General features: G+C 58.9%; 25 protein-coding genes and 1 pseudogene. 6 read left to right on the forward strand and 20 right to left on the reverse strand.

Going from position 1 to position 25301, the window contains the following annotated elements:
- The 9 genes from PROAA_RS13720 to PROAA_RS13760 all read right to left on the reverse strand — a co-directional run.
- The coding region (locus PROAA_RS13720) for an FIST domain-containing protein (protein ID WP_186411875.1) at positions 1 to 908 on the reverse strand (908 nt) is incomplete at its 3' end.
- Positions 905 to 1537 carry an endonuclease III gene (gene nth / locus PROAA_RS13725; RefSeq protein ID WP_186411876.1) on the reverse strand — a complete coding sequence of 211 codons (633 nt, stop codon included), beginning with the start codon at positions 1535 to 1537 and terminating at the stop codon, positions 905 to 907. The genes PROAA_RS13720 and nth, both read right to left, overlap by 4 nt.
- 19 nt (positions 1538 to 1556) lie before the next feature.
- The gene (locus PROAA_RS13730) at positions 1557 to 2246 is read right to left on the reverse strand and encodes an electron transport complex subunit E (RefSeq protein ID WP_186411877.1); all 690 of its coding nucleotides are present in this window, start codon (positions 2244 to 2246) and stop codon (positions 1557 to 1559) included.
- Complete coding sequence (rsxG, locus tag PROAA_RS13735) at positions 2243 to 2956, reverse strand: electron transport complex subunit RsxG (protein WP_186411878.1); 714 nt, start codon at positions 2954 to 2956, stop codon at positions 2243 to 2245. Before rsxG ends, PROAA_RS13730 begins: the two co-directional genes overlap by 4 nt.
- Positions 2953 to 3969, reverse strand: coding sequence for an RnfABCDGE type electron transport complex subunit D (locus PROAA_RS13740; protein WP_186411879.1), 1017 nt, complete (start codon positions 3967 to 3969; stop codon positions 2953 to 2955). Before PROAA_RS13740 ends, rsxG begins: the two co-directional genes overlap by 4 nt.
- On the reverse strand, positions 3966 to 5678 hold the full coding sequence (gene rsxC / locus PROAA_RS13745) for an electron transport complex subunit RsxC (RefSeq protein WP_186411880.1): 1713 nt from the start codon (positions 5676 to 5678) through the stop codon (positions 3966 to 3968). The genes PROAA_RS13740 and rsxC overlap by 4 nt, the downstream gene beginning before the upstream one ends.
- Positions 5679 to 5705: 27 nt before the next feature.
- Positions 5706 to 6257 (reverse strand): electron transport complex subunit RsxB, encoded by a 552-nt coding sequence (rsxB, locus tag PROAA_RS13750; RefSeq protein WP_186411881.1) that lies wholly within the window; start codon positions 6255 to 6257, stop codon positions 5706 to 5708.
- Positions 6257 to 6841, reverse strand: a complete 585-nt coding sequence (gene rsxA / locus PROAA_RS13755; RefSeq protein WP_186411882.1) for an electron transport complex subunit RsxA — start codon at positions 6839 to 6841, stop codon at positions 6257 to 6259. The genes rsxB and rsxA overlap by 1 nt, the downstream gene beginning before the upstream one ends.
- Before the next feature lie 120 nt (positions 6842 to 6961).
- Entirely contained in the window at positions 6962 to 8020 is a 1059-nt protein-coding gene (locus tag PROAA_RS13760) for a quinone-dependent dihydroorotate dehydrogenase (protein ID WP_186411883.1), read from the reverse strand.
- A gap of 138 nt (positions 8021 to 8158) precedes the next feature.
- Between PROAA_RS13760 and PROAA_RS13765 the strand changes: the two genes are divergently transcribed.
- Together PROAA_RS13765 and PROAA_RS13770 are read left to right on the forward strand one after the other, a co-directional pair.
- Positions 8159 to 9208, forward strand: a complete 1050-nt coding sequence (locus PROAA_RS13765) for a Fic family protein (protein ID WP_186411884.1) — start codon at positions 8159 to 8161, stop codon at positions 9206 to 9208.
- Between the two features lie 180 nt (positions 9209 to 9388).
- Entirely contained in the window at positions 9389 to 10327 is a 939-nt protein-coding gene (locus tag PROAA_RS13770) for a PDDEXK family nuclease (RefSeq protein ID WP_186411885.1), read from the forward strand.
- Positions 10328 to 10482: 155 nt separating this feature from the next.
- On the opposite strand, the gene PROAA_RS13775 is transcribed toward PROAA_RS13770, so the two are convergent.
- From PROAA_RS13775 to PROAA_RS13785, 4 genes are all read right to left on the reverse strand, one after another.
- Positions 10483 to 11712 carry an SAM-dependent methyltransferase gene (locus PROAA_RS13775; protein ID WP_186411886.1) on the reverse strand — a complete coding sequence of 410 codons (1230 nt, stop codon included), beginning with the start codon at positions 11710 to 11712 and terminating at the stop codon, positions 10483 to 10485.
- Between the two features lie 15 nt (positions 11713 to 11727).
- Positions 11728 to 12069, reverse strand: coding sequence for a hypothetical protein (locus PROAA_RS13780; protein ID WP_186411887.1), 342 nt, complete (start codon positions 12067 to 12069; stop codon positions 11728 to 11730).
- Between the two features lie 200 nt (positions 12070 to 12269).
- A complete protein-coding gene (locus tag PROAA_RS19315; RefSeq protein WP_281182272.1) occupies positions 12270 to 12404 on the reverse strand; it encodes a hypothetical protein in 135 nt (44 codons plus the stop codon).
- Positions 12405 to 12607: 203 nt separating this feature from the next.
- Positions 12608 to 13060, reverse strand: coding sequence for an Hsp20/alpha crystallin family protein (locus tag PROAA_RS13785; protein ID WP_186411888.1), 453 nt, complete (start codon positions 13058 to 13060; stop codon positions 12608 to 12610).
- Between the two features lie 363 nt (positions 13061 to 13423).
- Between PROAA_RS13785 and PROAA_RS13790 the strand changes: the two genes are divergently transcribed.
- Positions 13424 to 15142, forward strand: a complete 1719-nt coding sequence (locus PROAA_RS13790; protein WP_186411889.1) for a PAS domain-containing hybrid sensor histidine kinase/response regulator — start codon at positions 13424 to 13426, stop codon at positions 15140 to 15142.
- A gap of 1 nt (position 15143) precedes the next feature.
- The gene (locus PROAA_RS13795; RefSeq protein ID WP_186411890.1) at positions 15144 to 15761 is read left to right on the forward strand and encodes a response regulator transcription factor; all 618 of its coding nucleotides are present in this window, start codon (positions 15144 to 15146) and stop codon (positions 15759 to 15761) included.
- 40 nt (positions 15762 to 15801) lie between these two features.
- Here the strand turns inward: PROAA_RS13795 and ahpF are convergent, their stop codons facing one another.
- Both ahpF and ahpC read right to left on the reverse strand, forming a co-directional pair.
- Positions 15802 to 17361 carry an alkyl hydroperoxide reductase subunit F gene (gene ahpF, locus PROAA_RS13800; protein WP_186411891.1) on the reverse strand — a complete coding sequence of 520 codons (1560 nt, stop codon included), beginning with the start codon at positions 17359 to 17361 and terminating at the stop codon, positions 15802 to 15804.
- Positions 17362 to 17435: 74 nt separating this feature from the next.
- Positions 17436 to 18002: an alkyl hydroperoxide reductase subunit C gene (gene ahpC, locus PROAA_RS13805; RefSeq protein ID WP_186411892.1), complete on the reverse strand. Its 567-nt coding sequence runs from the start codon at positions 18000 to 18002 to the stop codon at positions 17436 to 17438.
- Between the two features lie 191 nt (positions 18003 to 18193).
- Between ahpC and PROAA_RS13810 the strand changes: the two genes are divergently transcribed.
- Together PROAA_RS13810 and PROAA_RS13815 are read left to right on the forward strand one after the other, a co-directional pair.
- Positions 18194 to 19816: an ABC-F family ATPase gene (locus PROAA_RS13810; RefSeq protein ID WP_186411893.1), complete on the forward strand. Its 1623-nt coding sequence runs from the start codon at positions 18194 to 18196 to the stop codon at positions 19814 to 19816.
- 12 nt (positions 19817 to 19828) lie between these two features.
- Positions 19829 to 20383 (forward strand): 1-acyl-sn-glycerol-3-phosphate acyltransferase, encoded by a 555-nt coding sequence (locus PROAA_RS13815; RefSeq protein WP_186411894.1) that lies wholly within the window; start codon positions 19829 to 19831, stop codon positions 20381 to 20383.
- A 180-nt stretch (positions 20384 to 20563) separates the two neighbouring features.
- On the opposite strand, the gene PROAA_RS13820 is transcribed toward PROAA_RS13815, so the two are convergent.
- From PROAA_RS13820 to narH, 5 genes and pseudogenes are all read right to left on the reverse strand, one after another.
- Positions 20564 to 22180, reverse strand: coding sequence for a DUF1254 domain-containing protein (locus PROAA_RS13820; protein WP_186411895.1), 1617 nt, complete (start codon positions 22178 to 22180; stop codon positions 20564 to 20566).
- 408 nt (positions 22181 to 22588) lie between these two features.
- Positions 22589 to 23389, reverse strand: coding sequence for a peptidylprolyl isomerase (locus PROAA_RS13825; protein WP_186411896.1), 801 nt, complete (start codon positions 23387 to 23389; stop codon positions 22589 to 22591).
- A 10-nt stretch (positions 23390 to 23399) separates the two neighbouring features.
- Positions 23400 to 24134 carry a respiratory nitrate reductase subunit gamma gene (gene narI, locus PROAA_RS13830; protein ID WP_186411897.1) on the reverse strand — a complete coding sequence of 245 codons (735 nt, stop codon included), beginning with the start codon at positions 24132 to 24134 and terminating at the stop codon, positions 23400 to 23402.
- The gene (gene narJ, locus PROAA_RS13835) at positions 24131 to 24838 is read right to left on the reverse strand and encodes a nitrate reductase molybdenum cofactor assembly chaperone (protein WP_186411898.1); all 708 of its coding nucleotides are present in this window, start codon (positions 24836 to 24838) and stop codon (positions 24131 to 24133) included. The genes narI and narJ overlap by 4 nt, the downstream gene beginning before the upstream one ends.
- A 3-nt stretch (positions 24839 to 24841) precedes the next feature.
- A pseudogene (gene narH / locus PROAA_RS13840) lies at positions 24842 to 25301 on the reverse strand (nitrate reductase subunit beta); the annotation flags it as partial.

Here is a 25301-nt window from a genome sequence, read left to right on the forward strand (position 1 = left end):
CACGAAAACATCAGGGCGCAGACCGGATCGGCCACATTTTCGGCTTTCCGGGCCAGCCTCTCGATCGTTTGCCGCATGTCGGTCAGCGCATTGATCGGCTGCCGGATGGCCCAGGCCAGGTGTTGCCCGGGCGCGACGCGCTCGGCGAGCGTCAACGAGTTGTCGGCGTTGGCGGCAATGATGGCAATCGGGCGATAGCGGCCATCGACAAGTGCAGTATTGGCGCTGTGATCGCCGTCCATGAGCACAGCGGTGACGTGATGGAGCTGCAACCCGGTGTGAAAGCGCTGATCGGTCGGCAGATGCCGGTTCAGGCTGGTCAGCGCGGCTTGACCGCCGAGTCTTTCCAGGTCGAAGCCGTTGCTGCTGTCGACCATCATTGGTTCGCCAAGCAGTTGCAAGCCGCAGGAGACGCCGATATCGATGTCTGCGCCCAGCAGTTGAACGCTGCAGCGCTGCGGTTCTGCAAGGCGACCCTGTTGCCAGACGGGGGCTTCTGCGGAACCCGTGTTGCCGGAATAACTCCCGCCAAAGCGCACGCCGTCGCTGCTCCAGTCCGTCGGAAAACTGCCGCCGGCATAGCTCAGGACAGGCTGCCTGCCGGGTTCGGGATGCCCGAGGGATAGCCCCCCGCCAAAAACCATGACGGCAGCAGCGGGGCGGTCCAGCACCCAGCCGGATTCGGTAAAGACTCCCGCGGCGATGCCGCCGGCGACCTGCGTGCACTGTGCCGTGCGCGCGACGGCGGTGATGGTCTGCCGGGCGTGGCGTGCGAACTCGGGCGTCAGGAAAACAAGCACGCCGTTGGCATGGGTTAGTCCGGACTTGTCGAGCGCCTGCCGCACGGCGTCTTCGGCGAGTATGGGCAGGGGATCATTGTCGGAAACAAGCGCTGTGGCAACGGTCATCGGGTCTTGTCTTTGAATTCGCAAAGGTCGGCAATGACGCAGCGCGGACATTCCGGTTTGCGTGCCTTGCAGATGTAGCGGCCGTGCAGGATCAGCCAGTGATGGGCATCACGCTTGTAGTCGTCAGGCACCGATTTTAGCAGTTTGAGTTCGACGGCTAGCGGTGTTTTGCCTGATGCCAGCTTCGTCCGGTTGGCGACGCGGAAGATGTGCGTATCGACAGCGATGGTCGGTTCGCCGAAGGCGGTGTTGAGCACCACGTTGGCCGTCTTCCGCCCGACGCCGGGTAGCGCTTCAAGTGCCGCTCTGTCACGTGGCACCTCGCCGCCGTGCCGTTCAATGAGCTGGCGGCAGGTGGCGGTGACGTTCCTCGCCTTGGTCGAAAACAGGCCAATGCGCTTGATGTATTCAGCCAGTCCCGCTTCACCGAGCGCCAGCATCGCCTGCGGTGTCGGCGCGTCGGCAAACAGTTTGCGCGTTGCCAGGTTGACGCTCGTGTCGGTGGCTTGCGCCGACAGAATGACGGCGACAAGAAGCTGGAAGGTGGTGGCGTATTCCAGTTCGGTGGTGGGTGCCGGATTGGCGGCGCACAGACGCCTGAAGATTTCGGCGCGCTTGGCCGCATTCATAAGCCGTGTTTTTCTGAAATCAATGACCGCTGCCGGTTACTGCGGGTTCCGGCACCTGACGATTGTCGCGCGACGCAGCGCGTGCTTCGACCCAGTTCTTCCAGGCGATCAGACAGCCGAGCAGGATGAAGGCGCCGGGCGGGAGGATCGCGAGCAGCAGTCCGGGATAGTCTTTCGGGAGCAGTTGCAGCGGGTGCAGGCCGGGGAAGACCATGTCGATGCCCGAAAACAGGGTGCCGCTGCCGATCAGTTCGCGCAGCCCGCCCAGCAGTGCCAGCGTCCACAGCATGCCGACGCCCATGAAGATGCCGTCGAACATGGCTTGCAAGGGCGGGTTCTTGTTGGCAAAGGCTTCGACGCGTGCCAGTACGATGCAGTTGGTGACGATCAGCGGGATGAAGATGCCAAGCACCAGATACAGTTCGTGGAGGCCGGCGTTGAACAGCAGATCGACTACCGTGACCAGCGCCGCCACGATCAGGATGAATACCGGGATGCGGACCTCGTGCGGAATGAGGTTACGCAGGCTGGCAACGGCCAGGCCCGCGATGGACATGACGATGATCGTCGCCAGCGACAGCATGACGCCGTTGACCAGATTGGTGGTGACGGCGAGCAGCGGGCACAGGCCAAGAAGCTGGATCAGGCTGGAATTCTGTTTCCATGTCCCGTTGGCGGCGATCTGGCGAAATTCATCACGGGTAATCATTTCCCTACCTCCTTCACGCGGCCCTGTTCTGCGGAATCCCGTTTTGCCGGGTCTTCCTGAGACGCGAAAAACTGCCCGTGGTTCGCGGCAACATACAAGGCCGCATTGCGAACCGCCTTGATCACGGCACGCGGCGTGACCGTGGCGCCGGCCACCGAGTCGAAGCGTCCGCCATCCTTCTTGACTTTCCACTGACGCCCGTCAATCGACGTCGGTGCCAGATCATTGAACTGGGTGATCCACGGGCGTTCCTTGTTCCTGTCCTTCTTTGGTTCGATGTAGTCACCCAATCCGGGCGTCTCCTTGTGTTGCGTCACGCGCACGCCAAGCACAACCCCGTCGGCATTCAGGGCGATCAGCATGCGGATTTTTCCAGCGTAACCATCGGGAGCCACCGCTTCCAGCACCACGGCGCTCGGTCTATTCTTCTTGCTCGCCCGGTAGGCGGTTGACTCTTCGTCCAGCCCGAGCGACTCGGTCGGTGCGATTTGCACAGTGTCCTTCAGCAAATCGTTATCGTAGTGGCTGGGCGGCAGAACCTCGCTGATCAGCTTCATTTTCTCTTCGGCTTCAACCGCCTTGATCGTCGGGAGCGTCCAGATGTAGGCGCCCGAAAGAAAACCCGTAAAGATGCTGACGAAGAGGAACAGGATGATCGCCGTGCGAACAGCCATCCTTGGCGCAGTCAGCGGTTTGCCTTGGCGCGTCATTTCTTCTTCATGCCGAAGATGGGTGGCTGCGTGTAGAGGTCGATCAACGGAACGCAGATATTCAGCAGCAATACGGCGAAGGCCACACCGTCGGGGTAACCACCGAAAACACGGATGACATAAGCCAGAGCGCCGGCGCCGAGACCGAAGATCAGCTTGCCTCGGGGCGTTGTGCAGCCCGACACCGGATCGGTCACGATGAAGAAGGCGCCGAGCATGGAACCGCCCGAAAAAAGATGGAAGATCGGGCTGGCGAAACTGGCCGGGTTCCACAGCCAGAGTGCACCGGAGAGCAGCACCATGCCGGCGAGGAACGCGAAAGGCGCATGCCAGCTGATGATCCGGCGCTGCCAGAGCCACAGGCCTCCGACGAGATAGGCGGCAGGTACCCACTCCCAGCCTTTGCCGGCGAAATGTCCGAATATGTTTGCATCGGCCAGTATGCCGGCCACGGTGCTGTTTCCCTCGCCAAGATTGAGCGCGGTCTTCAGGGCGTCGAGCGGCGTGGCGCCGTTCAGCGCGTCGATTCGGGGTGCATTACCCAGGACCAGCGCCAGATGATCGGAAAAGCCTCCCGGCAGTCCGACCGGCGGCCATCGCGACATCAGTGCGGGAAAGGAAACGATGCACGCGGCAAAGGCGATCATCGCCGGATTGAACGGGTTCTGGCCCAGTCCGCCGTAGAGGTGTTTGGCGACGACGATGGCAAACAGCGAGCCGACAACGATCAGCCACCAGGGAGCGAGTGGCGGGAAGGCCAGCGCGATGAGCCAGGCGGTGACGATGGCGCTGCCATCGCTCAGAAAGGGACCGAGCGGCTTGTCGCGCAGCTTCAGCATCAAGGCTTCGGCGAGCAGGCAGGCGGCGGTTGCAATGGCGATCTGCAGCAGGATGATCGGACCGATCAACCAGACGTAGACGGCAATCGCCGGCAGCAGCGCGGCGAGCACCTGCAGCATGACGCGCTGGATGCTGACATCCTGGACCAGATAGGGCGGCGTCGTGAAGTTCATCGGGTGTTACTCTCCGCGTCCTCTTCGTTGGGAGCGGATTGTTGTTGCAGCGGTACGCGGCGCGCTTCGATCGCCGCAATTTCCTTGCGCTGGGCGATGGTCAGTCCCTCGGTATTCTTCGGCTGCACACCTTCTCGTTGCAGGCGGGCGCGCTCCATGGCGGCAGCGATGGCGGCTTTTTTGGCGGCTGCCGCTTCACTTTCCGTCGGTGCATCGGCAACGGTGGATTCGCCTGAGGAATCGTCATTGCCCTCGGGCGCGGGCTTCTTTGCCGCCGCCTTGGCCGCTGCAGCCTTCGCCAGGCGTTCGGCCTTTTCGGCCTTCTCTCGCTCCTCGCGCTCGTTGCGCAATTCGAAGCGGGCTTTGGCCGCGTCGGCCATGGCTTTTTCCCGCTCGCGTGACCAGATCTCGCTCTTGGCAAAGCGGAAGTACTGGACCAGCGGGATGTGCGACGGGCAAACGTAGCTGCAACAGCCGCATTCGATGCAATCGAAGATGTTGTATTCCTGCGTCTTGCCAAAGTTTCTGGCTCGTGCGAACCAGTACAGCTCGAAAGGTTGCAACTCGTGCGGGCAGACTTCGGCACAGGCGCCGCAGCGGATGCACGGCATTTCTGGCACCGGCGGCGGGAACAGCTTCGGCGAACTGGCGATGATGCAGTTGGTGGCCTTGACGATCGGTGCGTCGAGGCTGGGCATTTCAAAGCCCATCATCGGGCCACCCATCAGATAACCCGTCGTATCGGGTCTGGGCTGACCGAGCGCGACCAGATCCTTGAGCGGAGTACCGAGCAGCACTTCCCAGTTGCGCGCTTTTTCGACATTGCCGGTCAGCGTGACGATGCGCGAGAGTACCGGCTCGCCATGGGCAATGGCGCGCCAGGCGGTGTACGCCGTCGCCACGTTGAAGCACTGCACGCCCATTTCGGGAGATCGTTTGCTGGCCGGCACTTCCTTGCCGGTCAGGACGCGGATCAGTTGTTTGGCCCCTCCCGCCGGGTAACGAGTCGGAACGCAAATGACCTCGAAGTTCTCGCCAAGCTTCTCGACCGCGGCCCGCATGGCGGCGGCGGCTTCCGGCTTGTTGTCCTCGATGCCGATCAGCACGCGTTTGGGTTGCAGCAGGTCGCGAAAGATTCCCGAGCCGCGAACGATTTCTTCGGCACGTTCGCGCATCAGCATGTCATCGCAGGTCATGAACGGCTCGCATTCGGCGCCGTTGATGATGAGTTCGTCCATCGGTACCGATTCGACCGCGCTGAGTTTGGCATGGCTCGGGAAGACGGCGCCACCGAGGCCGACGACGCCCGAGTCGCGCAGGATCTCGCGCACGCGCTCGGGTTCGAGAGCAGCGTAGTCGAGCGGCTTGCGTTCGACCCACTCGTCACGGCCATCGGCTTCGATCACGACCGAGAGCGTCGGCAGGCCGGAGGGATGCGCGGCAATGCGTTCCTCGACGGCCAACACGGTTCCCGATGTCGGGGCATGAACCGCCGATGAAAGCCACTTGTCCGGGCCGCCGATGCACTGCCCCTTGAGGACGCGTTCGCCGGCTTCGACCAGCGGATCGGGCGTGCCGCCAATACTCTGGTGCAGCGGGACGATCAATCGCGAAGGCACGGGCGCGATGCCGATCGGCATTTGCACCGAAGGCGTCTTGTTCGTGTCCGGCTTGACGCCGCCCTTGAATTTGAAAAGTTGCTGGAGCATTCGGAGTCTTTGGCTAGCCTCTGGCGATCAGGCGATTTGCTTTACTTGCTTGATTTCGATGACCGGATACTTCCATTTCCAGTTGTCGATGTCTTCGCTGATGATCTCCATGCGAATGCATTCCACCGGGCATGGTTTGATGCACAGCTCGCAACCGGTGCACAGCGATTCGACAATGGTATGCATCTGCTTGGCGGCGCCAACGATGGCATCCACCGGGCAGGCCTGGATGCACAGCGTGCAGCCGATGCAGGTCTGCTCGTCGATGATGGCGATCTGCTTGGGCTTTTCTTCGACTTCGAGTGGCTTGACTTCGCGCCCGAGCAGGTCGGCCAGCTTGCGCACGCCTTCGATGCCGCCGGGTGGGCACAGGTTGATGTCCACTTCGCCTTCGGCGATCGCTTCAGCATACGGCTTGCAGCCCGGGAATCCACACTGACCGCACTGGGTCTGCGGCAGGATGGCCTCGATCTTTTCGACCAGCGGATTGCCTTCGACCTTGAATTTGATCGACGCGTAGCCGAGCGCCGCGCCCAGAATGACGGCACCGAGGGCCATGACGAGAATGGCCGTAATCATTACTGGTATTTGTCCAGGCCGGCAAAGCCCATGAAGGCGAGCGACATCAGGCCGGCGGTGACCATGGAAATGGCGACCCCGCGGAAATGGACCGGAACGTCAGCGCCTTCGACGCGTTCGCGTATCCCGGCGAAGAGCACCAGCACCAGCGAGAAGCCGATGGCGCTGGCGGCGCCGAAGAAAAGCGATTCGACGAAATTGTATCCATTGGCGATGTTCAGCAGCGGCACGCCGAGCACGGCGCAGTTGGTGGTAATCAGCGGCAGGTAGATGCCCAGCACCTGATGCAGCAGCGGGCTGGTTTTCTGGATCACCATCTCGGTCAACTGCACGATGGCGGCGATGGTGACGATGAAGGATAGCGTGCGCAGGTACTCCAGCCCGAAGGGTATGAGCATGACCTGGTCGATGATATAGCTGGCCCCGGTTCCCATGGTGAGCACAAAGGTGGTCGCCGCGCCCATGCCGAAGGCGGTCTCCAGTTTCTTGGACACGCCCATGAAGGGGCAGAGACCGAGAACCTTCACCAGTACGACGTTGTTGACCAGAACAGCGCCGATGATGATGAAAATATAGTGGGTCATGATCCGTCAGGCACTGCGGGAAAAGGCGGCAAGGGCAACTGCAAAAGCGGCTGCAGGGGCTGAAAAGCCTTGGAATTATCCTCTATTGGCAGAGGGCGTTCAACCCTGCTGGCTGTGGAGCTATAGCTCAATTCGCGGTCTGTTCGAGGTGCCCGCCTTGGCGATGGCGGCAGCCGCCTCCCCGACCAGGGCAGGGCCACGATAGATGAAGCCTGAATAGATCTGAACCAGGCTTGCACCGGCCTCCAGTTTGGCCACGGCATCCTCGCCGCTCATGATGCCGCCGACCCCGATGATCGGCAGTTCGCCGGCCAGTGCGACGGCGAGTTTTTTCAGCACCGCAGTCGAGCGCGCGAACAGCGGAGCGCCCGACAGTCCCCCGGTTTCGTCGGCGTGCAACCAGCCCTCGACCCCGTCGCGGGACAAGGTGGTGTTGGTGGCGATCACGCCGTCCATGCGATGCTGGCGCAGCAGGTCGGCAATTGACTGAATCTGCGCGTCTTCAAGGTCCGGAGCGATTTTCAGCGCCAGCGGAACATACTTGCCTTGCTTCTCCGCCAGTCGAGCCTGCTCGGCCTTGAGGCGGCCAAGCAACGCATCAAGCGCCTCGTCCTTTTGCAACTCGCGCAGATTTTTGGTGTTCGGGCTGGAAATATTGACCGTGACATAGCTGGCCGCGCTATACACCCGCTCCAGACAGATCAAGTAATCATCAACCGCGTTTTCGATGGGCGTATCGAAGTTCTTGCCGATGTTGATTCCGAGGATGCCGCCGCGTTGCGGGAATTGCGCGGTCGAAATGTTGGAAAGCAGCTTATCGACACCGTAGTTGTTGAAGCCAAGGCGATTGATGATGGCCTTCTTCTGGACGATGCGGAACATGCGCGGCTTGGGATTGCCCGGCTGCGGGCGCGGCGTCACGGTGCCGATTTCAATGAAACCAAAGCCCAGCGCGGCCAGCGCATCGACGTGCGCGCCGTTCTTATCCAGTCCGGCGGCCAGGCCAACCGGATTGGGGAACTTCAAGCCCATGGCCTCGACCGGGTTGGATGGCGGTGGATTTGCCAGCAGGCAGGAGACACCCGCCCGGTTGAGAAAATCGACTCCGGACATCCCGAGCTCGTGAGCCATTTCGGGGTCGAGCGAAAAGAAAACGTTGCGTATCAGGGAATAAATCATCGACGGATTTTACCCGAAGCCGCCGCTTCGCAGGATTGGAATGGCGGTGATCTTCACAGGTCGCGTCCGGCATGCGCCGGCTGTATTCGATAGATCACTCTGTTGAAATGGGCGTAAATGGGTGTAGCATTGGAACCCATGATCTCCGCAAATGCAATTCAGATAACACCCGAAATTCTGAGTCTCATCGCCGGTGTCGATGAGTTCAAGGGGGCCTGGCGTGCGCTCGGTACGTTGGCCCCCGATCGGCTATCCGCATTGCGCAGGGTCGCTACGATCGAAAGTATCGGTTCGTCTACCCGCATTGAAGGTAGCAGGCTGTCCGATCGCGAGGTCGAGCGCTTGCTGTCCAATCTCCAGGTCAAGCCTTTTTCGACCAGGGACGAACAAGAGGTGGCCGGTTACGCCGAGGTCATGGAGTTTGTGTTTTCATCCTGGCAGGACATCGCGCTGACCGAGAACCACATCAAGCAACTGCACCGTGACCTTCTGACCTACAGCGAGAAGGATGCCTGGCATCGGGGCAGCTACAAGACCTCCACCAATAATGTAGTGGCCTTTGACGAAGACGGGACGCAGCTCGGTGTCGTCTTTGCCACCGCGACACCATTCGATACGCCACCATTGATGACCGAACTGGTCACCTGGTTCAACGCGGAACGTCAAGCGGCGCGGCTTCACCCCTTGCTGCTTATCGGCATCTGGGTCGTGGTTTTTCTGGAGATTCACCCCTTCCAGGATGGCAACGGCCGGCTTAGCCGCGTCCTCACCACCTTGCTGTTGTTGCAGGCCGGCTACGCCTATGTTCCCTACAGCTCGCTGGAAAGCGTGATCGAGCAGAGCAAGGAGGCGTACTACCTCGCCCTGCGGCACACCCAGGGCACGATTCGCACCGCGAAACCAAATTGGCAACCGTGGCTGGTCTACTTTCTGCGAGCGCTCGCCGAACAGGTCCGGCGCCTCAATCGTAAAGTCGAGCGCGAAAAGCTGGTGCTGGCTGCATTGCCCGAGCTCGCCCTGAAAATTGTGGAATTTGCGCGGGAACATGGCCGTATCACCATGGGCGACGCGATCCGGCTGACCGGCGGCAGTCGCAACACGCTCAAGCAACATTTTCGGGCGCTCGTGGAGCAAGGACGCCTTGGACAGCACGGCGCGGGTAGGGGAGTCTGGTATGAGTTGCGATAGGGGAAGATTCATGGGGCAGAACCTCGGGAATTGCGTCCTTTGTACTGTTTAGCCTTGGCTTTAGCTATGATCACGGTATGCTTGGCTCGTCGTCGAAACTAAACAACACTCACGCTGCTTACTATGGCTATTTTTCGCTGCAATAAATGTGGGTACCTGCAAGAACAGCCGGAGGGCCGTTTGGGTGAAATCATCTCCTGTCCTAAGTGCACAAACCAGGCACCCGTCTACAGCGCCATCTATTTCATTGGCAAGCTGCTGGACAAATACTTCGAAGCCCAGCGCGAAATTGGTCGCCTGCAAGGGCGTTCGGGCGGCAATGTCGACCGTCCTTCGCAGGCTTCAACAGAACAACCTTCGCTCGATGAAATTGATCTTTCCAACACCGATCAACTGGCCTCCGAACTGCAGCACGGTCCAATCTACGACTGGTTTAACCGAAAGCAGATCAAAGTTGTGGCTAATGTGCGTGGTGTTGACACCACCGGATTCTTCGATGAAGTCGCGGTTAGCATTGGTCACAATGTGCCGGTCCTGAAAGAGGTTCTAGAACGCATACGATGGGCACAGCAGAAGGAATACTCAAGCGTAACCGTCCACCTTGAAAAGAAATCGGAGGAAGATGCGCGTGCCATAACAGCTTTTTGCCAACAGTTGTATGACTTTTCTTTTGTCGCCAAATGCTTCCACAATCGTAAAGAAAGTAACATCCGCTTGATTGTGCAAACCGCGCCAGCGATCCGCCGTTTTTTCGGCGGTGAGTGGCTGGAATGGTATGCCCTGATGAGCGGCCTGCAGTACATCAAAGAACGCCAGAAGCGCTTTTCCTGCGCGCGTAACCTTGCCATCACACTGCAAAACGACGAAACCTACGAGCTCGATGTGTTCATGCTGGTCGATGGCAAGCTTCCCGTTTGTATCGAATGCAAGACGGGTGAATTCCGCCAGAACATCGATAGATACCTGACACTGCGAAAGCGCCTTGGGATCGGTAGAGCGAATTTCATCATGTGTATTGCCGGTCTCAGTGAAGAGCATGCCAGAGGCTTGACCGCCACGTATGACCTGACATTCACCAACGAACAAGAATTGCCCACCCAGCTCGCCCGGATTTTCTGATCAACCCTTTTCTTGCCACTCTGCAACACCGTAGCTTGCGATCCAGACTTGATCTGAATTCGGAATCATTGGTACGTCAGACGAATACCAGTTCTCCTTGATGGGCAGTTGCAATTCGTCCGGGGACGAAAACACCTGACATATCAGTCAGCAATTCAAGAGTACATATAGTCGCGCGTCATCGGCAGGGCGTAAGCGCTTTGTTTGTCGGCCTTGCAGGCGACGATCTGATAAAGCGATATCCACTGATTCGCGAATCCATAGGCGCACCCGGCCAAATACGCGCGCCAAACCCGGTAGCGCTTGTCTCCGGCGATCCGACGAAGTTGTGCGGCATTGTTTTCGAAACGGTCGGTCCAGTGTTCGAGCGTTCTCGCGTAATGGCGACGCAAGTTTTCCACATCGGCGGTTTCCAGCCCGGCGGCGCTCATTTCTTTCAGCAACAGGCCGATATGCGGCAATTCGCCGTTTGGAAAGACGTAGCGGTGAATGAAATCGCCACCGCCGTAAGGCGATTCTTCGGAATCAGGGTCGGTAGAAGTTATGCCGTGGTTCAATGCAATTCCGCCATCGGGCAGCAGTGCATAGATCTTTCGGAAATAGTCTCGAAGGTGGTTCAAGCCGACGTGTTCGAACATTCCGACGCTGGTGATTTTGTCGAATTCTTCGGTGACATCCCGATAGTCTTGCAGGCGGATCTCGCAGCGATCCTGAAGACCGGCAACCTGCACCCGACGTGACGCTTCCTCGAATTGCTGTTGGGACAAGGTAATGCCCACGCAGCGCGCCCCATACTTTCGGGCTGCCTGCAAAACCAGCGCGCCCCAGCCACAACCGATATCCAGCAGACGCTCTCCCGGACGCAACTGAATCTTGTTGAGGATATGATTGATCTTCTGGACTTGCGCTTGCTCCAGGCTGTCGTCGGCCGATCGAAAATATGCGCACGAGTAAACCATGTTCTCATCCAGCCACAAACGATAAAAGTCGTTTGAAACATCGTAGTGGTGTTCAATGGATGCTGAATCGAGCTGGCGGGTGTGTAGCGTCTTGCGAAGCTTTCGGCGCTGATTCGGTTGGTAGAGCGATGAAAGGAAACCGGCGATGGTGTGAAAGGCGTCCCGCATATGCCCTTCAAAATCCAACTCCCCTTCGACGTAGGCTGTGCCCAGCGACGCCAGCGAGGGACGCATCAAGCGCTCTAGCGCCCTTCTCGAGTTGATACGCAATAGAAGTCGGGGAGGTTCTCCGAGAGCAAAGCGCTTTCCGTTCCATAGCTCAACCGCAATCGGGTGTTCGCCGAGCTTCTTGCGCCAAGTCGCAAAGAGAAATTCCAGCCGATTCTCCAGCACAAATCCTGGCAGCGCGGTAACAAGTCGATTCATTGTTACTCCTCCCGATCAGCGCAGGTGATATGCCGTTAGCCTGGTGGCAGGCTCGAAGGTGGTTTCAATTACCTTAATTTCTGCCTGGGTCGTCTGTATGGAGGATGCCCGAGTCAAATTGTCGGGCGTTGCACCAAAGACGGCAACCAGGGTTCCAGGCTTGCTGAACGGCGGATGGTAATAGAGACTAGATTCGCCATCCGGACCGCTCGTGAGGAATACATTGTCTTGCACCCAGCGCTTTCCCGCGCTTGAACCCGTCACCAGAAGCATGATGGTGGTCAAGGCCAGGATGCTCCGCCGCGCACGTCGGGCGGGGGAGAGTATGCGTTGATCAGAGTCAAAATCAGTGTTCATGATTGTGCTCCTGAAGTGAGTGTATTTCGCTTAGGGGACCGGTTTTGCCGTTGATCGTCGATGTGCCAAGTTTCAGAGACTTCGGGGCAAGCCTGGAGCTCAAGGCGCCGAGCGCGAAGCCGACGCAAACGGACACGATCAGCCGGATCGTGATTGACAAGACGCGATGCAGACGCTCAGTGCTCCCGCAATTCATCCATCTAGATCAAAACCACATCGGACAGGGAAACGACAACCCTGATGTTCGAGCCATAGCAGACCAGCTTGTTCATTCCGTGTGTGATGGCCGCAATCACGAACAGGTTTTCCAGCGCACCAGGCTTCCCGGCTGGCATTACAAGCTTCTCGAACGTTCGATACTTCAACCGAACATACCGCCCGACTAGCGCTTTCAGCTTTTTTCTCATGACAATCGACACCGATGCGAAGCTTGAGCCAGTGCCTTGCGCGCGCGCTGACGACACGGTCCGAAGTGATGGCAGGTAGCGCCTGGCTATGTCCTTGAAGAATCAGACGCTACCTGCCCATCGGCCGTCGATCAGTTGACGGTGATCTTCTTCTGGTTGTCGCCCGCTTTCTTGGGCAGCTCCAGATTCAATACGCCGTCCTCGTATCTTGCCTTTGTATTGGTCTCGTCGGCGGCTTGCGGCAACGTGAACGAGCGGAACTGCCTGCCGCAGTAGCATTCCCGGTGCACGATCTTTTCACCGTTCTTTTTTTCTTCTTTTTCCTTCTTTGTTTCGGCGCTGATCGTTACCTGGTCGCCGTTCACCGAGACACTGATGTCTTCCTTGTTGAAGCCGGGCATTTCGGCGCGTACCTTGTAGACCTTGTCGTCCTCGGTGATATCGATCGGCATATGGAGGTCGGCCATCGGATTGAGCGACATCGGGGTAGGGAAGAACCCCGTCAACAGATCATCCATGTCACGTCCAAATGGGTTGAAACGTGTCAGTCCGCGGAACGGGTTGTAACGAGCAAGGTCAGTCATGATTCTTCTCCTTCAGTGGGTCAAGAAATTTCTTCGTTCCTCTTGCTGCGTCAAATGCACAAATAATTCAATGCGTTACTTCGACGAGAACTTTCAGTACGCCACCGGCGACTCGCCCGTTCGTTGCCAAGCGAAGCTAGAGCAAGCCGAGGCGATATACGACTACAAGCTTATGCACCAACGAAGAAAATTAAATACGTGCGATCACTTACTGGTTTCCCGGTATGCCCGCGTCTCTACTCGGGAACGACCTGTTATTCGCCGTTTCATGCTGCTAGACTGAACATTGCTAGCAGCCCTCCGGGACCGGAAGGTGCCAGCCAGGTTCATACGTTCGTGAGTTGGAACATCAAGAGGTCGCCGATGATGAACGAAAATGATCGATTCGCACGACAGGATAAATTCCGTCAACCGGTGTCGGTAGCCGCGAGATCCACAGTAATAGAGGAACACCTGCCGGAAGATCTGACGGGACTGTCGTCGGATGAGATCGGGGAGATGGTGCTTGAGCTGAGGGCGCATCAGATCGAGCTGGAGATGCAGAACGAGAATCTGCACCGGACTCAGGCCGCCTTGGATGCGTCGCGAGCCCTTTACTATGACCTCTACAATCTGGCTCCGGTAGGTTATTGCACCCTTAGCGAGGCCGGCGTGATTCTGGAGGCCAATCACCGCATCGCCGCGTTGCTGGGAACGATGCGAGGCACACTGATCAAGCAGCCCATATTCCGCTTCATCCATCGCGAGGATCAGGACGTCTTTTACTTTCACCGAAAACGGCTGCTTGAAAGCAGTCAGCCCCAGCAGTGTGAGCTGCGAATGTTGACCGTGGACGGCACACTTCTCTGGATGCATCTGAATAGCAATGCGACGCGCGATGAAGCTGGCACGGTCATGCTGCGCATTACCCTGAACGACATCACGGAACGCAAGCGATTTGAGGATGAACTGGTTGCCGCCAGGAAGTTGGCGGAACAGGCCGTGCTCGTCAAATCACGCTTCCTTGCCGCCGCAAGTCATGACCTGCGACAGCCTTTGCAGGCGATCAACCTGTTCAATGACGCATTGATCGGGACCGGCCTCAGTGACGAGCAGAAACAAATCAGCGGACACCTGTCGCAATCGATTTCTTCACTGAACGAACTCTTGAACGTTCTGCTGGACTTGTCGAAACTTGATGCCGGCATTATCAAAGCGAACCCGGAGGTCATCGAGGTCGAGAAGTTCTTCCTGAGATGCGATGCCGAGTTCTCGCCGATCACCAAGCGGAAACGTTTGAGTTTCAGGTTGTGCTTCCCGCTCAAGCCCATGGCGATCATTGCGGATCGGGAGCTTTTGAGGAGTCTGATGGGCAATCTCATCTTCAATGCCATCAAATACACCCAACAGGGCGGGGTTCTCGTAGCAATTCGCCAGCGTGGGACCAAGGCGCTCATTCAGGTATGGGATACCGGAATCGGCATCCCGGCAGAACATATCCACAGCATCTTTGAGGAATACTTTCAGATCGAGAATCCGGAAAGAGTCAGAAGAAGAGGCCTCGGGCTGGGCCTTGCCATTGTCAGACGCCAGGCGAAATTGTTGGGGACCGAGGTGGCATGCCGCTCGCGTCCGGGCAAGGGGAGTGTTTTCGAATTCAGCCTGCCACTGGCCGTCGAGGCACAGGAGGAGGTACCGCCTCAGAACGCAATAGATCGAGCCATAGTCGATGCATACAAAGGTCGTCGCATTGTCGTGGTCGAGGATGATGCCATGGTCGCCAATGCAATCAAGCTTTCGCTCGAATCAGTCGGCATGTGCGTCGCTGTCTTTCAAAATGCCGAAGAGGCGTTGTCTGATGCGGAAACCCTGAAAGCGGATTTCTACGTAAGCGACTATCGACTTCCCGGATTGGATGGCGAGCGGTTTCTGGAAAATATTCTGAAGCGTTCCACGAAACCATTCAGGGCCGTGCTGCTGACCGGGGATACAACCCCGGGCTGGATCGAAAAGGCGAGAAGCTTGCGCTGGCCGGTACTGTTCAAACCCATCGATCTGCCGCAGCTTTTGACGACAATCCAGTCCCAGGCAGCGAGTACATAAAATGGCCGCAAAAGACACCGTATTTGTAATCGATGATGATTCAGCCATTCGGAATCTTCTGGCACGCATGCTTGAAGGTCGCGGCATCAACGTCGAATGTTTCGAGAGCGGAGAGGACTTCCTGCAAGTATGCCGCTGGTTGCCGCGCAGTTGTGCCATCGTCGATATGAACCTGCCCGGTCTGGACGGCACGCAGATACAGGCCGAATTGGCGAGGCGCGATACTTTGCTGCCGATCGTCTTTCTCACCGGTCACGGCGATATTCCTATGAGCGTTCGCGCGATCAAGGCCGGTGCTTCCGACTTTCTGAGCAAGCCGGTCAGCAGCGCGGCACTCCTGGCCAGCGTGGAGGCGGCATTGAACGAAAGTGAAAGGCTGAATTCGCGTATCGGCGACACGGTCGATGCCGCTGTCCGTCTGGCCAGTTTGACCGAACGCGAGCAGGACGTACTGCGCTTGGCGGTCGAAGGCCTGGCGAACAAAGTCATCGCGCGAGAGCTTGGAATCAGCCACCGTACTGTGGAAATCCACAAGGCGCGAATCATGCAGAAGACTGGCGCGACGACACTACTTGAACTGGCACGCCTTTACGATTCATCGATTGAGACCTCGAATTGAGGCGAAAACCGTTATCGTTTCTGTTGTGGTTTCCTGAAACTCATCCCGGTGCCGAACTGCGGATCAGGTGATCGAAAGCGCTGAGAGCGGCCTTGGCACCTTCACCCATGGCAATGATGATCTGCTTGAACGGCACAGTCGTGCAGTCGCCGGCGGCAAAGACACCGGGCAGTGAAGTCTGGCCACGCGCATCGACCTCGATCTCGCCGTGTGCTGACAATCCAACTGTTCCCTTGAGCCAGTCGGTATTGGGCAACAGACCGATCTGCACGAAAATGCCTTCGAGCGGAATCGAGTGAACTTCGTCGCTGGTCCTGTCCTTATAGATCAGGCCATTGACTTTTTCACCGTCGCCGGTCGCTTCAGTGGTCAGTGCGCTGGTGATGACGGTCACGTTGGGCAGGCTGAAGAGCTTTTTCTGCAATACGGCGTCGGCGCGCAGCGCCTTGTCGAATTCAAGCAGCGTGACGTGGGCGACGACACCGGCAAGATCAATCGCCGCCTCGACGCCCGAGTTGCCGCCACCGATCACCGCGACGCGCTTGCCCTTGAACAGCGGACCGTCGCAATGCGGGCAGTAGGCGACGCCGCGACCGCGATATTCCTTCTCGCCCGGAACGTTCATTTCGCGCCAGCGCGCACCGGTTGAAATGATTACCGATTTGCTCTTCAGTGTCGCCCCGCTGGCCAGCCGAACTTCGGTGAGGCCGTTCGAGCCCGGAACCAGAGCCTCGGCACGTTGCAGATTCATGATGTCGACGTCGTACTCGCGCACGTGCTGTTCCAGCCCGGCCGAGAGCTTCGGGCCGTCGGTTTCCTTGACCGAGATGAAATTCTCGATGGCCAGCGTATCGAGCACCTGACCGCCGAAGCGTTCGGCAACAACACCGGTGCGTACGCCCTTGCGCGCCGCGTAGATAGCGGCAGCTGCGCCGGCCGGCCCGCCGCCGACAATCAGCACGTCGAAGGCCTCCTTGGCGGCAAGTTTTTCGGCTTCGCGCGCAACGGCGCCGATGTCGATCTTGGCGATGATCTCCTCCAGCGTCATGCGTCCTTGCCCAAAGGGTTCGCCATTCAGGAAAACCGTCGGTACGGCCATGATCTTGCGGTCGTTTACCTCGTCCTGAAACAAGGCGCCGTCGATCATCGTATGACTGATGCCGGGATTGAGTACGGCCATCAGATTGAGCGCCTGAACCACGTCCGGGCAGTTGTGGCAGGACAATGAAATGAAGGTCTCGAAGTGGAAGTCGCCCGGAATGGCGCGAATCTGCTCGATCAACTCGGCCTCGACCTTGGGTGGGTGACCGCCGGTCTGCAACAAAGCCAGCACGAGCGAAGTGAACTCATGCCCCATCGGAAGGCCGGCGAAGCCGATGCGCGCCGGCTCGCCGGGACGAGTTACGGCAAACGAGGGTTTGCGCGTGTCGACACCGTCGTTGCGCACACCGACCTTGTCTGAAAGCAGTGCGATATCGTCCAGCAAGGACCGCATTTCCTGCGCCTTGTCGCTGTCGTCGAGCGTAGCGACCAGTTCGATGGGTCGCTGAAGTCGCTCCAGATAAGCCTTGAGCTGGGCTTTGAGGTTGGCGTCGAGCATTTCTTGTTCTCCCAATTGGTATTGCAGAGATCGAGCCACGAAGGGCGGGCCCTTCGTGGGTTGACTGGCTTGATTTATATCTTTCCGACCAGATCAAGCGATGGTGCAAGCGTCGCCTCACCGGGCGTCCACTTGGCCGGGCAGACCTCGCCCGGATGTGTGGCGACGTACTGTGCGGCCTGAATCTTGCGCTTCAGTTCCTTGGCATCACGGCCGATGCCCAGATCGTGAATCTCGCAAACCTTGATCACGCCTTCGGGGTTGATGACGAAGGTGCCGCGCAGGGCCAGACCTTCTTCCTCAATCATGACGCCGAAGTTGCGGGTGATTGCGCCGGTCGGATCGCCGATCATCGGGTAATGGATCTTCTTGATCGTCTCCGAAGCGTCGTGCCAGGCCTTGTGCGTGAAGTGCGTGTCGGTCGACACCGAATACACCTCGACGCCCATCTTCTGGAAATCGGCGTATTCGTCTGCAAGATCGCCCAGCTCGGTCGGACAAACGAAAGTGAAATCAGCCGGATAAAAGAACACGACTGACCACTTGCCGCGCAGGTCGGCGTCGGATACTGGACCGAACTTGCCATTGTGGTATGCGGTGGCCTTGAAGGGCAGGATTTCGGTATTGATCAATGATTTCATTTTGAGGACTCCTTATGTGCGACGGGTTGAAAATCAGACTACGGCCTCATGGTAGTGTTGCGACCAAAATTAATCTAATTGATTGTTTTAATTTATTTGATAGGCAAAAGCTATTAGTCGATCCTTTTCGCCCACTAGCGCCCTCGGGTACAATGTCGGCCTTTCGAATCAACGTTTTTCGGGGTTCCTGAGTGCTCGTAGTCGCCAACATCACCATGCAGTTCGGGGCCAAGCCCCTTTTTGAAAACGTTTCGGTCAAATTTGGAGAGGGCTTCCGCTACGGCCTGATCGGGGCCAATGGTTCGGGCAAGTCGACCTTCATGAAGATACTCGACGGCGAGCTGGAAGCCACTGCCGGCAATGTCTCGAAAGACGCACACGAGCGTATGGCCTACTTGCGGCAGGATCAGTTTGCCTTCGAAGACCAGCGGGTGATCGACGTGGTGATGATGGGCCACCAGGAAATGTGGGCCTGCATGCAGGAGAAGGATGCGATCTACGTTAACCCGGATGCGACCGAAGAAGACTTCATGCACGCCGCCGAACTCGAAAGCCGCTTTGCCGAATACGGCGGCTACACGGCCGAAGCGCGTGCCGGGGAGCTGCTGCTCGGTGTCGGCATTCCGAGCGAACAGCACTTCGGCCCGATGAGCGAAGTTGCGCCGGGCTGGAAGCTGCGCGTCCTGTTGACGCAGGCACTGTTCTCCGACCCCGACATCCTGCTGCTCGACGAACCGACCAACAACCTCGACATCGCCACCATCCGCTGGCTGGAAAACGTGCTCAACGACCGCAACAGCACGATGATCATCATTTCCCACGATCGCCACTTCCTGAATCAGGTGTGCACGCACATGGCCGACCTGGACTACGGCAAGATCACCGTGTATCCGGGCAACTACGACGACTTCATGGAAGCCTCGTCGCAGGCGCGCCAGCAGCAGCAAAACGCCAATGCACGCGCCAAGGAGCGCATCTCCGAACTACAGGATTTCGTGCGGCGCTTCTCGGCCAACAAGTCCAAGGCCAAGCAGGCCACGTCGCGCGTCAAACTGATCGAAAAGCTTCGCCCGGAGGACGTCAAACCCTCCTCGCGCCAGTACCCGTGGATTCGTTTCGATTACGACGAGAAAGAAAAACTGCATCGACAGGCCGCAGAAGTCGAAAACCTCACCTTTGCTTACGCAGGCAGTGAGCACAAGATCTTCGACGACTTTACTTTCACGCTCAATGCCGGCGACCGCGTCGCGGTGATCGGCGAAAACGGCGTTGGCAAATCGACTTTTCTAAAGCTGATGATGGGCGAACTGCAGCCGCAGTCCGGCAGCATCAAATGGACGGAAAAAGCACGTCGCGGTTACTACGCGCAGGACCACGCGGACGACTTCAAAGGCGACACCAGCCTCGTCGAATGGATCGCCGGTTATGCCCGCGCCAATGCGGCCGAGGGTGAGGATCTGGAAACGCTGATTCGCGGAACGCTCGGGCGTCTGCTGTTCTCCGGCGATGAAGTGCGCAAGGCAGTGAAAGTCATCTCCGGCGGCGAACAGGGGCGCATGATCTTCGGCAAACTGATGCTGATGAAAAACAACGTGCTGGTGTTGGACGAGCCGACCAACCACCTGGACATGGAATCGATCGAATCGCTCAATACGGCGCTGGAAAAATTCAAGGGCACGCTGCTCTTTGCTTCGCATGATCGCGAGTTCGTCTCATCGCTGGCCACGCGCGTGCTCGAAATCCGGTTGGATGGCACGGTGGTCGACTACCTCGGCAACTACGAGGAGTACCTTGCCAGTCAGGGCATCGACTGAAACGCTTCAGTCATGGCCGGCCAGCTCGCTGCCTTCATCCTCGAACTGCTCGGTTGGCACACCGTGTATGCGCCACCACCAGGACCGAAGTCGGTGGTGATCGTTTATCCGCACACCTCGAACTGGGATTTCCCCATCGGCGTGCTGTTCAGGGCCAAACACCGAATGACGGCCAGTTGGGCCGGCAAGGACACGCTTTTTCGCTGGCCGCTGAAAGCGCTGTTCCTCCGCCTCGGGGGTGTTGCGATCAACCGGCGCGAACATACGGGGATGATCGACCAGCTGGTTGAGGCGTTCGCGACGAAAGACAGCTTCTGCATCTGCATTGCGCCGGAAGGAACGCGTTCAAAAACCGAGAATTGGAAAACGGGTTTCTATCGATTGGCGCTGACCGCTGACGTGCCCGTCGGGTTGGGCTTCATCGACTACGGCAGCAAACGTGTGGGGATCGACCGCTGGATACGCCTTTCGGGTAACGAGGAAGAGGATCTCGCAATATTCCGCACGTACTACGCCGACAAGACCGGCCGCTATCCTGAAAAATCCGGTGATATCCGTTTCCGGTAGCCGTAGCTGCGCAAATTAGTGTAGGCCTGCTGGCCGCTCATCACGAACTGCTCAAGCTTTCGATCCGCAATGGAAGAGGGGAGATTACAGCTTGCGCTGCTGGTCTCCCCCTTTGGTTTGTGCTGTCGGTGCTCAATGATTCGTGCTAAATGGCTTGGCACGAATCAATCGTTGCCGCGCTTATTTCACGAGCTCGATCTCGGTCGGGCGCCAGCTCTTGTCGAAGAAGGATTCCAGCGGGCTGTACAGGCGGAGAATCGTGAACCAGCCCTTGCCCGGCGTTGTCTGGATCCAGTTGCCGCGCTTGACGCCCTCAGGTTGCGTCGGCCCAAAGTAAACCGTCGTCGAACCGTCGGCGCTGGCCACAGCAGCGGGCGATGGGAAGGTCTGGCTGCCGGCGCGCGGATAGCGCTGGGGCGTCTGGAGCATCGAGCGCGTCTGGTTGTCGTAGACGGTGAAGGACCAGAAGGCGCGCGCCGGAATGCCCTTGGGCAGCGTGGTCTTGTAGGTCTTGGCGCCGTCGAAGGGGTTGCCCTGGGGGTCCAGGAAGCTCATCAGGTACTGCGAGCCGACGCCGGGGATGCGCATGATCATGCCCGGCGAGTCGAGCGTGTAGCCGTAGTAGAAGGCCGCGCGCGAGTCGAGCGTGCGCGCACCCGTGGGCGGCAGCGGCTTGAACATGCCCTCTTTGGTGAACATCGGCGGCGGCGTCTCGAAGAACGCGCCGCCCTCCCAGAGCATGCTGCCCCAGGTGGAGCCGGGGTAGTAGGACCAGTCGGGGTGACCCTGGGCGAAGCGCCAGTTGAGCACACGCCCCGTCGCGTTGCCCACGGCCGCCGCGTCCGTCAGGATCTTCTTCATGCGCGCGTCTGGCGCGAAGGGCTTGCCGTGCACGATGCCGATTGCGGCCAGTTGTCCGGCCAGCTCGACGTCGTAGCTGGTGGCCGGCTCATTCTGCACGTTCTCGTTGATCAGCTCGAAGAAGCCGAAGTCACCGGGCGGAATGGTGTTGAACGCCTTGCCCGAGCCCTCGACGAACTTCGTTTCGGGCACGGCCGGGTCGCGCCCCAGCTTCACGCTGCCGGTCAAGGCCGCCGCGATGCTGGTCCCGACGCCGCCTGGAGTGTAGGGGTAGATCTTGAGCGACTTCTTGATCATCGCCACGACCGGCTTGGGGTCGTTGTTGTCGAGGAACGCTCGTGCGGCATACAGCACGCGCTTCGTCTTCGAGTGGGCCACGTTGAAGCCGCCCTCGGGCAGCGGACCGTCGTAGCCCGGTGGCACCAGCAGGTACTTGCCACCCTCGCCGCGGTCAGGGCCGGGGAAGCCGATGTCGATGATCCACGAGAACCACATGTCGTTGATGGTCCCCAGGCTCTTCGGGGGCTGCTCGATTACCATGGGACCCTTCGACAGGTCCACCACGGACAGGTAGTAGACCGTGTCGGCGTTGGCCGTCAGGAACAGGGACTGTGAGTCCATCAGGTCCGAGAAGATCAGGACCGTGTTGTCCGTGGCACCGATGCCGGCGAAGCCCTTGGCGATCGCCAGGGCCGACGCACCGCGGAAGCTGTTGTTGAAGGCGTTCAGCGCGCGCGTGAAGGCCAGCGTGTCGTACACCTTCGCGGCGCTCTCGACTGTCGGTACACCGTCCTTGAATTCCAGCGTGCCGATGCGGGTCTCGACTTTGTCCGGCGTAACAAGGGAGGAGGGAATCTGCGCACTGGCGATTCCGCAACCCGTGATTAACGACAGGGCGACGGCGGCGGCTTTGACCTTGAACGATTGCTTTTTCATGTGGCTGTCCTTACCTTTCGAGCGCTGTTATTGAGTCAGCTATTGAGGAGCTTGATGATATGCGGATGAAGACTGCTGGTCGATTAGCCTACACAATGCCCAGCAGGCTTTCAACCCTGCATGAGGCATTCCAGGCAGTGGAAAGTTCCGACCGCGCGGTGTTTCGCCGCGAGATGCTTGCGTATAGCCAAACATCATAGCTACCCAGTCACGGCAGTCTACGATCAACGACTTGGAACGGAGGGCGATCGTTTGGGCGAATTTGCATCCGCTCAGAGCGGCGGTCAAAGCCGGAAACGGCCTTGCCATACGCTCGAATCAGCTGGCTCTGCAATAGGGAAGAAACCGAGGGGGGTTCCCCCGTCTCACGTTGGAGGTCTTGTCTATTCAGTACAGATCAAGCGCCACTTACTGATCCAGTGGCGTTTCTGCTGCCTCAATGGCCACGCCAATGATTTCAGCCTGACCTGCCAGTTGACGCAAGTACTGACGCAACATGGTGACGTAGGTTGTTTGCCGCATGGACATGGCCACAGCGCCGCGCACCGCCTCGAATGCTTGCTCGACGCCGGGTTCGCGGCCGAGAACTTCGACCACATGAAAACCGAAACGGCTATGCACCAGGCGCGGAAGCACGCCGACTTCAGCGTGTCCGAAGAGCTCCTTGGAAAACTCCGGCGCGCAATCCGCAGCGCTCAGCCATCCCAGGTGGCCACCTTCAGCACCACTGGGGCAGTTTGACAAGGTGCTGGCGGCTTTGGTGAACCGGTCTTCCGGGTTGCTGCCGTCGTGGCAGCGAACATCGAGCAAACAGGTTTCGGCACGATTGCGCAACGCGACCACATCGACCCCCTGCGTTACGGCGAACAGGATGTGCCGTGCATTGACGCGCTCGCCGGTGGTGTAGAGGGCTTGATGTGCTGCGTAGTGGCGCCGGCACTCATCCTCCGAGGGTTCGGGAATGATCAGGGTGGACTCCAGCAAGGCCTCAATGGCGTTGCTGGCCGCCTCACTCAGAATGCCGGTGGTACCGGATGTATCGCTTGCAGACAAGAACTCGCTGCTCACGGCCGCCTGACGCAGCAGTTCGGAACAGGCGCGTTGGCGCAGTTCATCGGCGGAGAGAACGTCTTCCGCCACATTAAGAGCGACACCATTGACGCTGGCGATTTCCTGCTGGACTGCCGAATTGTTTTGCGAGGCGGACATAATGGACTCCTTAAACACCAGCACCTGGACGACGCGGCAGATTGTGACCGGCAGGCACATTCAGCCGGCGTGCACGGACAACCTGATAGGGCCGGATCAGATAGGCGGCAGCACCAAAACCGCTCCACACATGAACCAGTCGGGTGAATGGGAAGATCAGAAAGAGGGTCATTCCCAGGAACATGTGCAGCTTGAACACCCAGCTGACGCCGGCCAGCATCTCGACCGCTCCCGTGCGGAAGGTGACGATGCGCTGACCCCATTCGGCCAGTTGCATCATGACGCTACCGTCAAGATGTTGCGCCGAGAGCGGGAGGCTTGCCAGACCCAGTGCGAGTTGCAGCCAGAAAACTGCGAGCAGCACGATGTCGCTGGTTTTTGATGTCGCCCGGATTCGCGGTTCGCTCAGTCGGCGATGCAGCAACACCGTCACGCCAATGAACGCGAGCACGCCGGCAACACCGCCCGCGATCATCGCCAGCTTCTGTTTGGTGCCGGCGTCGATGAAATGTTCGTAGGCAAAATGCGGCGTGAGCATGCCGAAGAAGTGGCCGAAGAAGAGGAACAGGACGCCGATGTGAAAGAGGTTACTGCCCAGTCTCAACTGGCCGACCTTGAGCAACTGGGACGAATCGCTTTTCCAGGTGTACTGATCCCGGTCAAAGCGAAGCAGGCTGCCCAGAAAGAAAACGGATAGGCAGATGTAGGGATACAAGCCGAACAAGAAAGTGTCGAGAGTGTTCATAGTGATGCTCCGGTGTGTGCAGGGCTATTCGCTCTTGAGCTGGACGTTTCATTTCTGACAAAGTGGATGGGCTGTTCCTGAGCGGTCTTGGCCTGTCCCTTGACGGAACAGCCGTCGAAAACCACGGGCTCGGCCCAGGCGGTATCGAGCGCTTCGTCGGGCGCGATCTTGACGGCGTGAGCCTTTTCCCCGCTGAGCTCAAGCAAGGCGCCAAGGGCGCTGGCGTAAGCACTCTTGCGTTGTTGCAAGGCGTTGAAGATGGCGTTGAAGATGTGCGCCATCTCGCCCAGGAAGGCGCGGGCCTCGCGCGGCGGCTGCGTTGAGACGAATTCAAGCACCACCGGCAGATAGTCCGGCAGCTCACCGGGCGCCAGAAACAATCCGGCCTTCTCGTAGGTCTGCGCCAGATCGATCATGGCCGGGCCACGATCGCGTGAGTCGCCATGCACATGTTCAAACAAATGCAGTGAGGTGGAGCGGCCACGGTCGAATATCTGCAGGTACTCGGCCTCGTTGTCCAGTGCGTCGCCGCGCTCCAGCGTGTTGATGAGCGCGCCAAGCTCGGCCAGGCGGTCGGCGGCCACGGTCCTGTCCGATTTCAGCGCGTCACGGATTTCGGGCAGCTGGCTGCGAAGCGTCTCGTCCGGGTAGGACAGCAGGCGTGCCAGAGCGCGCAGGCTTAAGGATGCGTCAGGTAGCGTCATGGTTCAGACCTCCGCCTTGATCGGGATGGTACGGCGCTTGGTTCCGCCAAACAGGCTGGTCTCGTTGGCGCCGTCTGAGCATCCGTTGCCGAACGAGAAGCCGCAGCCGCCGCGCACGTCGAAGGTGTTTTCGGCATACTCGCGATGCGTGCTGGGAATCACGAAGCGGTCTTCGTAGTTGGCGATGGCCATCACGTGATACATCTCTTCAACCTGCGCCGGGGTCATGTTGACCTGCTCCAGTACGGCCGTGTTTATTCGTCCATCGACGTGTTTTTCACGCTGGTAGGCACGCATCGCCAGCATGCGCTCCAACGCGCGTTCGACTGGCTGCGTATCGCCAGCCGTCAGCATATTGGCCAGGTACTTGACCGGGATGCGCAGCTGCTTGACATCCGGAATCTCGCCATTGGCGCCGATGTGACCGGCGTTGGCGGCGGCACTGATGGGGGAGAGCGGCGGC

This window comes from Candidatus Propionivibrio aalborgensis (assembly GCF_900089945.1).
In the GTDB taxonomy this organism is placed as follows: Bacteria; Pseudomonadota; Gammaproteobacteria; order Burkholderiales; family Rhodocyclaceae; genus Propionivibrio; species Propionivibrio aalborgensis.